General features: G+C 70.1%; 7 protein-coding genes. 2 read left to right on the top strand and 5 right to left on the bottom strand.

Annotated features, from left to right (window positions below; all coding sequences use genetic code 11):
- Positions 1 to 96: 96 nt before the first annotated feature.
- The 3 genes from ACFONC_RS07745 to ACFONC_RS07735 form a co-directional block, all read right to left on the bottom strand.
- The gene (locus ACFONC_RS07745) at positions 97 to 924 is read right to left on the bottom strand and encodes a ParA family protein (RefSeq protein WP_386743163.1); all 828 of its coding nucleotides are present in this window, start codon (positions 922 to 924) and stop codon (positions 97 to 99) included.
- Positions 925 to 1,035: 111 nt separating this feature from the next.
- Entirely contained in the window at positions 1,036 to 1,680 is a 645-nt protein-coding gene (rsmG, locus tag ACFONC_RS07740; protein WP_386743162.1) for a 16S rRNA (guanine(527)-N(7))-methyltransferase RsmG, read from the bottom strand.
- A 96-nt stretch (positions 1,681 to 1,776) separates the two neighbouring features.
- A complete protein-coding gene (locus ACFONC_RS07735; protein WP_386743161.1) occupies positions 1,777 to 2,400 on the bottom strand; it encodes a 4'-phosphopantetheinyl transferase family protein in 624 nt (207 codons plus the stop codon).
- A 79-nt stretch (positions 2,401 to 2,479) separates the two neighbouring features.
- Between ACFONC_RS07735 and ACFONC_RS07730 the strand changes: the two genes are divergently transcribed.
- The gene (locus tag ACFONC_RS07730; RefSeq protein WP_386743160.1) at positions 2,480 to 3,889 is read left to right on the top strand and encodes an AMP-binding protein; all 1,410 of its coding nucleotides are present in this window, start codon (positions 2,480 to 2,482) and stop codon (positions 3,887 to 3,889) included.
- A gap of 111 nt (positions 3,890 to 4,000) precedes the next feature.
- Entirely contained in the window at positions 4,001 to 4,255 is a 255-nt protein-coding gene (locus ACFONC_RS07725; RefSeq protein ID WP_386743159.1) for a GlsB/YeaQ/YmgE family stress response membrane protein, read from the top strand.
- A gap of 638 nt (positions 4,256 to 4,893) precedes the next feature.
- Here ACFONC_RS07725 and xth read toward each other — a convergent pair.
- Together xth and ACFONC_RS07715 are read right to left on the bottom strand one after the other, a co-directional pair.
- Positions 4,894 to 5,667 (bottom strand): exodeoxyribonuclease III, encoded by a 774-nt coding sequence (gene xth, locus ACFONC_RS07720; RefSeq protein ID WP_386743158.1) that lies wholly within the window; start codon positions 5,665 to 5,667, stop codon positions 4,894 to 4,896.
- A 127-nt stretch (positions 5,668 to 5,794) separates the two neighbouring features.
- A complete protein-coding gene (locus tag ACFONC_RS07715) occupies positions 5,795 to 7,213 on the bottom strand; it encodes a coniferyl aldehyde dehydrogenase (protein ID WP_386743157.1) in 1,419 nt (472 codons plus the stop codon).
- Positions 7,214 to 7,397 lie beyond the last annotated feature (184 nt).

The raw sequence follows: 7,397 nt of genomic DNA, 5'->3' as shown, positions 1-7,397 counted from the left end.
TGGCTTCCAGCGCCGGGGCCTCGGCCGCGGCCTTGGGCCCGAGCAGCGCTTCCAGGCCGCGTCCGAGGCCGCGCTTCTTGGCCGATGCCTTGGCGCTCATGCCGGATTCTCCATCGATGCGGGTTCCTGTGTCGTTTCCTTGCCGCGCGCGGCCTTCTCGCGTTCGCGCTGGCGGCGCAGCAGTTCGCCGGCCAGGCCCAGGTAGGCGACCGAGCCGCGGCTGCCGCGGTCGTAGCCGACGATGCTCTGGCCGTGGCTGGGCGCCTCGGCCAGGCGCACGTTGCGTGGCACGATGGTGCGGAAGACCTTGTCGCCGAAGTGGTTGGTCAGCTCGGTCGACACCGCGTTGGCCAGGTTGTTGCGCACGTCGAACATGGTCCGCAGCACGCCTTCGATTTCAAGGCCGGGATTGAGCCGCGCCTTGAGCGCATCGATCGTCTGCAGCAGCGCGGTCAGGCCCTCGAGCGCGTAGTACTCGCACTGCATCGGCACCAGCACCGAATCGGCGGCGGTCAGCGCGTTGAGGGTGAGCAGCGACAGCGCCGGCGGGCAGTCGATGATGATGTAGTCGTACTTCTCGCGCAGCGGGTCGAGCGCGCGCTTGAGGCGCTGTTCGCGGCCGTCCTCGTCCATCAGCTCGATCTCGGCCGCGGTCAGGTCGGTGTTGCCCGGCATCAGGTCCAGGCCCTCGGGCGTGCGCACGATCGCGTCGCGGGCATGGATCTCCTCGAGCAGCACGTCGCAGGTCGAGGCCTGCAGCTCGCGCTTGTCCACGCCGCTGCCCATGGTCGCGTTGCCCTGCGCGTCGAGGTCGACCAGCAGCACCCGCTTGGGCGTGCGCGACAGCGCCGCGGCGAGGTTGACCGCCGTCGTCGTCTTTCCGACGCCGCCTTTCTGGTTGGCGATGGCGATGATGCGGGCCATGGGGTCCGGAGCCTCGTTGCGAATGGGTGCGGATGCAGGCGGGGCCGGCGATCCGGCCGATGATTATGCCTCACGCCGGCGGCCGGCCCGGGCGCGGTACCGGGCCCGGGCCTAGTGCGGTTGCGGGCCGACCACGAGCAGGTGGCGCTCGGCGTCCAGGCCCGGCACGGCCAGCCGGCGCGTGGCCTCCACCCGCCAGCCCGGTGGCAGCGCGGCGATTTCCTCCTCCGGCAGCGCGCCCTTCATCGCCAGCAGCCGGCCGCCGGGGCGCAGCAGGTGCGCCCCGGCCGCGAGCAGGTCGGCCAAGGTCGCCATCGCGCGTGCGGTGATCGCGTTGAAGGCGCCCGGCCGGTCCAGCGTCTCCGCGCGCGATTCGGCGACCCGCGCGTTGTCCAGCCCCAGCGTCCGCACTGCCTCGCGCAGGAAGCGGGCCTTCTTGCCGTTGGACTCGACCAGGGTGACCTGCAGCGTGGGTACCGCGATGGCCAGCGGGATCCCGGGCAGGCCGGCGCCGCTGCCGAGATCGGCGAGGCTGCCGATGCCGCGCACGAACGGATGCATCGCCAGCGAATCGAGCAGGTGCAGCGCCACCATCGCGCGCGGGTCGCGGATCGCGGTGAGGTTGTAGGTCTTGTTCCAGCGGCCGAGCAGGGCGAGATAGGCCAGCAGCCGCGGTGCCAGCGAGGCGTCGAGGCCGAGCGCGGCGAGGCCGGCGTCGAGTTCGGCGCGCAGCGCGGGGTCGAATGCGTCGTTCATCGGCGCATTGTAGGAGCGGCGGAAGCCGCGAGCCTTTACTGTTGCCCCCTTGCCTTCGCAGGGGAGTGGGCGAAAAGCTCGCGGCTTCCGCCGCTCCTACGCCGGAGGCGGTGCCGGTCGCCACGCCAGGCTGGCCAGGTACCCCGGCATCGGCGTGAACGCGTGCAGCGTCCAGTCCGACGGCCGGCCCAGCGCCAGGTCGCAGGCCACCAGCGCCCAGTCGTCGCCGCGCAGCGCGAATTCGAGCCGGTCCAGGCCGAACGCCAGCCCGCGCCCGTGGGCCTTGAGCACGGCCTCCTTGGCACACCACAGGCGCACGAACGCCGCTTCCCGCGCGTCGGCCGGCAACGCCAGCAGCGCGTCCGTCTCGCTGCGGACGAAGAAGCGCTCGGCCAGCGCCAGCGCGCGCGGGCGCGGGCGCAGCAGTTCGAGGTCGGCGCCGACCTGCACGCCGCGGCCCAGGGCCACCAGCAGGCGCTCGCCACTGTGGCTCCAGCTCACGTCGACGCCGGCGGCGGGCGTTTCCAGTCGCGGCCGGCCGTGCACGTCGCGCCGCAGCGGCAGCGCGTCGGCCGGCTGGCCCAGCGCGTCGGCCAGCCACGGCCGCACCAGCGCCTCGGCCGGCGTGCCGTGCTGGTGCGGGGCCCAGGCGCAGCGCAGCGGACCGACGGCGAGCGGCTGCGGCGGGCTGAACATGAATCGTGGCTTGGCGTCGGGCACGCCGCTCAGCGTAAAGTAATCGGCGGGGATTTACGGATAGGGAGAAGGGCGGCGCATCGCCGCCTGGCAAGCAGCAGCAATGTCGGCAGTCATCGAAACCCGGTCAGGCGCGCCCGCGAAGGCGCGCGTTCCATCCCGGCCATTGGCCGGCGGCGACGGCGCGCGCGCGGTTGCGTTCGACGCCGACGGCGAGGTGTCGCTCGACACCTTCCTCTCGCACGTGCGCGGCCTGGCCCGGCTGCTGCCCGACGCCGCCCATGCGATCAACCTGTGCGAGGACCGTTACCGTTTCCTGGTCGCGTTCTGCGCAGTGGCCTTGCGCGGGCAGACCACGCTGCTGCCGCCGTCGCGCACGCGCGCGGCGATCGACGAGGTGCGTGCGCTGCATCCGGAAAGCTACTGCCTGGGCGACGGCGACCACTGCGGCTGCCCGCATCCCTCGCTCGCGCCGCTGCCGCACTACGTACGCATGCCCGACGTGCTGCCGCGGTGCGAGGGCGAGCGCCCGCTGGTCGACGACGATGCGCTGGTCGCGATCGGCTTCACCTCCGGCAGTACCGGCGCGCCGAAGCCCAACGCCAAGACCTGGCGCAGCTTCCGCACCAGCACCGAGCAGAACCTGGCCGCGCTGGCGGGCCTGTGGCCGGGCGAAGCCGTCGTGCAGGCGGTGGCCACGGTGCCGCCGCAGCACATGTACGGCATGGAGATGTCGGTGCTGCTGCCGCTGCTGGGCAACGTCGCCGTGCACGGCGCGCGGCCGTTCTTCCCGCAGGACGTGGCCGATGCCCTGGCCGATGCGAAGGCGCCGCGGCTGCTGGTGACCACGCCAGTGCACCTGCGCGCGCTGGTCGAGGCGGGCGTGGCGCTGCCGCCGATGGCGGGCATCGTCACCGCGACCGCGCCGCTGCCGCAGCCGCTGGCCGCCGCGGCCGAGGCGCGCTTCGGCTGCGAGGTGCGCGAGGTCTTCGGTTCCACCGAAACCTGCATCATCGCGCGTCGCCGCACCGCGATCCAAGACGCATGGACGCCGCTGCCCGGCGTGCGCGTGACGCCGCAGCCCGATGGCACCCTCGTGCATGCCACCCACCTGCCGCAGCCGGTGGCACTGGCGGACCTGGTGGAACTCGTCGACAACGGCCGCGACGCCGACGGTCGCTTCCTGCTGCGCGGCCGCCAGGGCGACCTGCTCGAGATCGCCGGCAAGCGTGCCTCGCTCGGCGACCTCACCCGGCGCCTGCTGGCGATTCCCGGGGTCGAGGACGGGGTGGTGTTCCAGCTCGACGCCGACGAGGTCGGCGTCAAGCGCATCGCCGCCATGGCCGTCGCGCCGACGCTTGCCGAGGCGGACATCCTGCGTGCGTTGCGCTGCAGCATCGATCCGGTGTTCCTGCCCCGCCGCTTGCGCCGGGTCACGACCCTGCCGCGCAACGAGACCGGCAAGCTCCCGCGTGGCGCCCTGCTGCGGCTGCTGGACGGCGACGGCGCCTGACCGGGGTCGATACGCCGGCGTGCGGATATCGCCACGCCGTGCTCACGCGCGGTGCGGAATAGTGCCCGGGCCGCGGCATGGGGTCCGGCACGCACTCAAGGAGTCTGTTGCATGAACTTCATCATCATGTTGATCGTCGGCGGCATCGCCGGCTGGCTGGCGAGCATGCTCATGCGCACCAATGGGCAGCAGGGCATCATCCTCAACATCGTCGTCGGCATCATCGGCGGCTTCCTTGGCGGCTGGCTGCTGCCGATGGTGGGACTGAGTTTCGGGGGCTGGATCGGGTACCTGATCACTGCGCTGATCGGTGCAGTGATTCTGCTTGCGATCGTCAACCTGTTCAGGCGCGGCAGCGTGCGCTGAGCGCACTCCTGCCGTCAGAAAGGCCCGGCATCGCCGGGCCTTTCTGTTTGCGTGGTTCTTGCTGTTGCTCTGTTGCTGTTGCTGTTGCGTTTGCTTTTCCGCTTCTAAGGATCCCAACGCCGATCGAACATTCGCAGACCCGTAGGGCGGCGCACATGGATGTGCGACGTTTTTCGACGAGGGCAGGATGCCCTCTCGAAAAATCCCCGCGACAACAACTTCCCGGATTTGCCCTGGGAACAAAGCGTTTTCTTTGGTTCCGTTTCTTTGACGCTTATCAAAGAAATGAACTCGGCCGCACAGCGGGCGAAACGCTCTTGATCTTGCTCCAGCCTTTCCTCGTCATGCGCTGAGGGCAAAGTCAAAGGCAAAGGCTTTCGCCTTCGGCGACTTCATTTCTTTTGATTGGCGTCAAAAGAAACGAAGCAAAGAAAAACGCCTTGTGCCAAGAGCACACCCGGCGCTTCATTGATGAAGGGATTTTTCTACAAGACATCCATGTCTTGTAGAAAAACGCCGCACATCCATGTGCGCCGCCCTCCGGGTCTGCAGGCCTGCGGAAGGGCGGTGTGATCTTTAGAAGCTGGAGGCGAAAGCCAAAACCAACGGCAAAGGCAACGCAAAAGCAGGGCGGCTGCCTAGCCTTCCAGACGCACCCACGCCGGTGAGTGGTCGCTCGGGCGCTCCCACGTCCTCGGTTCGCGGTCGATGCCGGCTTCGACGGCCTGCCCGCGCAGGGCGTCGGAGACCAGGGTCAGGTCGATGCGCAGGCCCAGGTCGCGGCGGAAGGCGGCCTGGCGGTAGTCCCACCAGCTGAAGATGCCGGCCTGGTCGTGGTGCAGGCGGAAGGCGTCGTGCAGGCCCAGCGCCTGCAGGCGGCGCAGGGCGTCGCGTTCGGCGGTGGAGGTGAGGATGTGGGTGTCGTTCCAGACGGCCGGGTCGTGCACGTCGCGGTCGTCGGGCGCGATGTTGAAGTCGCCGAGCACCACGAGCCGCGGGTGCGCCGCGAGTTCCACCGCAAGCCAGTCATGCACGGCGTCGAGCCAGCGCAGCTTGTAGGCGTACTTGTCCGTGCCCACGTCCTGGCCGTTGACGACATACAGGTTGACGATGCGAACGCCGTCCACGGTCGCGGCGATGGCGCGCTTCTGTTCGTCCTCGAAGCCGGGGATCCCCATCTGCACGTCGTCGAGCGCGCGCTCGCGCGCAAGGATCGCCACGCCGTTGTAGGTCTTCTGCCCGGAGAACACGCTGCGGTAGCCGAGGCCTGCAAGCACCGCATCAGGGAACTTCTCGTCGGCGAGCTTGGTTTCCTGGATCCCGACCACGTCCGGCTGCGCCTCGCGCAGCCACTGTTCCAGGTGCGGCAGGCGCACGTTGAGCGAGTTGACGTTCCAGCTGGCAATTTTCATGTCGGGGTTCCGTGGGAAGAGCGTCGGGGGTGTAGCCCCGACCAGCGGAGTCGGGCATCCGGCCTCGGGTCAGGGAATGCTATCGGGCGTCGCAGGTCGGGGCTACGCCCCCGACGCCGATGCACGATCAGCCGGCGAGGAACTTCACCATCCGGTCCACGAAACCGCGATACGGCGGCTTGAGAAGATCACTTGCCGCTCGGCGCGATTGCCACAGCACCGGCATCGCCTTGGTCATCGCGTCGAAGCCGGCGCGGCCGTGGTAGGCGCCCATGCCACTGGCGCCGATGCCGCCGAACGGCAGGTTGCCGGCGGCGAAGTGAAGCAGGGTGTCGTTGACGGTGACGCCGCCGGCGAGGATGCGGCCGAGGATCTTCTCCACCGTCGCGCGATCGTGGCTGAAGGGGTACAGCGCCAGCGGGCGGTCGCGGCCTTCGACGTACGCGATCGCCTCGTCAAGGCTGCGATAGCTGCGGATGGGCAGGATCGGGCCGAAGATCTCGTCGCGCATCACGTGCGCGTCGTCGCCGGGTTCGAGCACGATGGTCGGTGCGATCATGCGCTCGGCCTCGGCGCGCACGGGGTCGAGGGCCACCAGTTCGATCACTTCCAGCCCGCGTTCGTGCGCATCGTCGAGGTAGCTGCGCAGGCGCCGGTACTGGCCTTCGTTGATGATGCGGGTGAAGTCGTCGGCGTGTTCCAGGTCGCCGTAGCGCGTGCGGGCCTGTTCGCGCAGCGCGGCGACCAGTGCGTCGCGGCGGGCGTCGTCGACCAGCACGTAGTCGGGCGCGATGCAGGTCTGGCCGGCGTTGAGCCACTTGCCGGTCGCCAGCCGCGCGGCGGCTTGTTCGATCGGGAAATCCGCAGCCACGATCGCCGGCGACTTGCCGCCCAGTTCCAGCGTCAGCGGGGTGAGATTGGGCGCGGCGGCGGCCATCACCTTGCGGCCGACGGCGGTGGAGCCGGTGAACACGAGATGGTCGAACGGCAGCGCGGAGAACTGCGCGCCGAGTCCGGCGTCGCCGAGCGCGACGGCGACGCGGTCGGCGGGGAACACCTCGGCCAGCAGGGCGCGCAGCCAGGCGCTGGTGCGCGGGGTGTGTTCGGACGGCTTGAGGTAGACGTGGTTGCCGGCGGCGATGGCGGTGGCCAGCGGGATCAGCGCGAGGTTGACCGGGTAGTTCCACGGCGACATCACGCCGACCACGCCAACGGGTTCATGCCGCACCTGGGCGCGCGCCGGCCACAGCCGCCAGCCGCTGCCCACGCGGCGTGGCTTCATCCAGCCGCGCAGCTTGCCGCGCAGGTGGTCGATCTCGGCGGTGACCGTCATCGCATCGGAGAGCAGGGTCTCGTGCGTGGAGCGGTGGCCGAAATCTGCATCGATCGCGGCGAGCATGGACTCGCGGCCGGCCTTGAAGGCGTCGCGCAGGCGGGCGAGGTCGTCCATGCGTTGGCGCGCGTCGGGGCGATTGCGCTGCCAGGCGGTGCGCAGGCGGTCGAAGGTGGGGTGCAGTTCGGCGACGGGCGTGTCAGGAGTGTCCATGGGTTCGACTATACGGGCGCGCACGGCGTAGGGCGGGTCTTGACCCGCCACCGGGACCCGAATCCGCCAGCGCACGCGGAAGCGGGGCCGAATGGCGGGTCAAGACCCGCCCTACGGGGGAGATGAGGGACGGCGGGGCGGTTGCCGCCCCGATCGGGGTCCGGGGCAGGCCCTACAATCGCGG

The organism is Luteimonas soli (assembly GCF_042648865.1).
Classification (GTDB): Bacteria; Pseudomonadota; Gammaproteobacteria; order Xanthomonadales; family Xanthomonadaceae; genus Luteimonas; species Luteimonas soli.
Note: the sequence above shows the minus strand (reverse complement) of the source record. Positions and strands in the feature narration are given on the sequence as shown.

What these genes read in the sequence shown, in the direction of transcription:
- ACFONC_RS07725 (WP_386743159.1), top strand. Translation starts at nt 4,001, where the DNA reads ATGAACTTCATCATCATGTTGATCGTCGGCGGCATCGCCGGCTGGCTG.
- xth (WP_386743158.1), bottom strand. Translation starts at nt 5,667, where the DNA reads ATGAAAATTGCCAGCTGGAACGTCAACTCGCTCAACGTGCGCCTGCCG.
- ACFONC_RS07715 (WP_386743157.1), bottom strand. Translation starts at nt 7,213, where the DNA reads ATGGACACTCCTGACACGCCCGTCGCCGAACTGCACCCCACCTTCGAC.
- ACFONC_RS07745 (WP_386743163.1), bottom strand. Translation starts at nt 924, where the DNA reads ATGGCCCGCATCATCGCCATCGCCAACCAGAAAGGCGGCGTCGGAAAG.
- ACFONC_RS07730 (WP_386743160.1), top strand. Translation starts at nt 2,480, where the DNA reads ATGTCGGCAGTCATCGAAACCCGGTCAGGCGCGCCCGCGAAGGCGCGC.
- rsmG (WP_386743162.1), bottom strand. Translation starts at nt 1,680, where the DNA reads ATGAACGACGCATTCGACCCCGCGCTGCGCGCCGAACTCGACGCCGGC.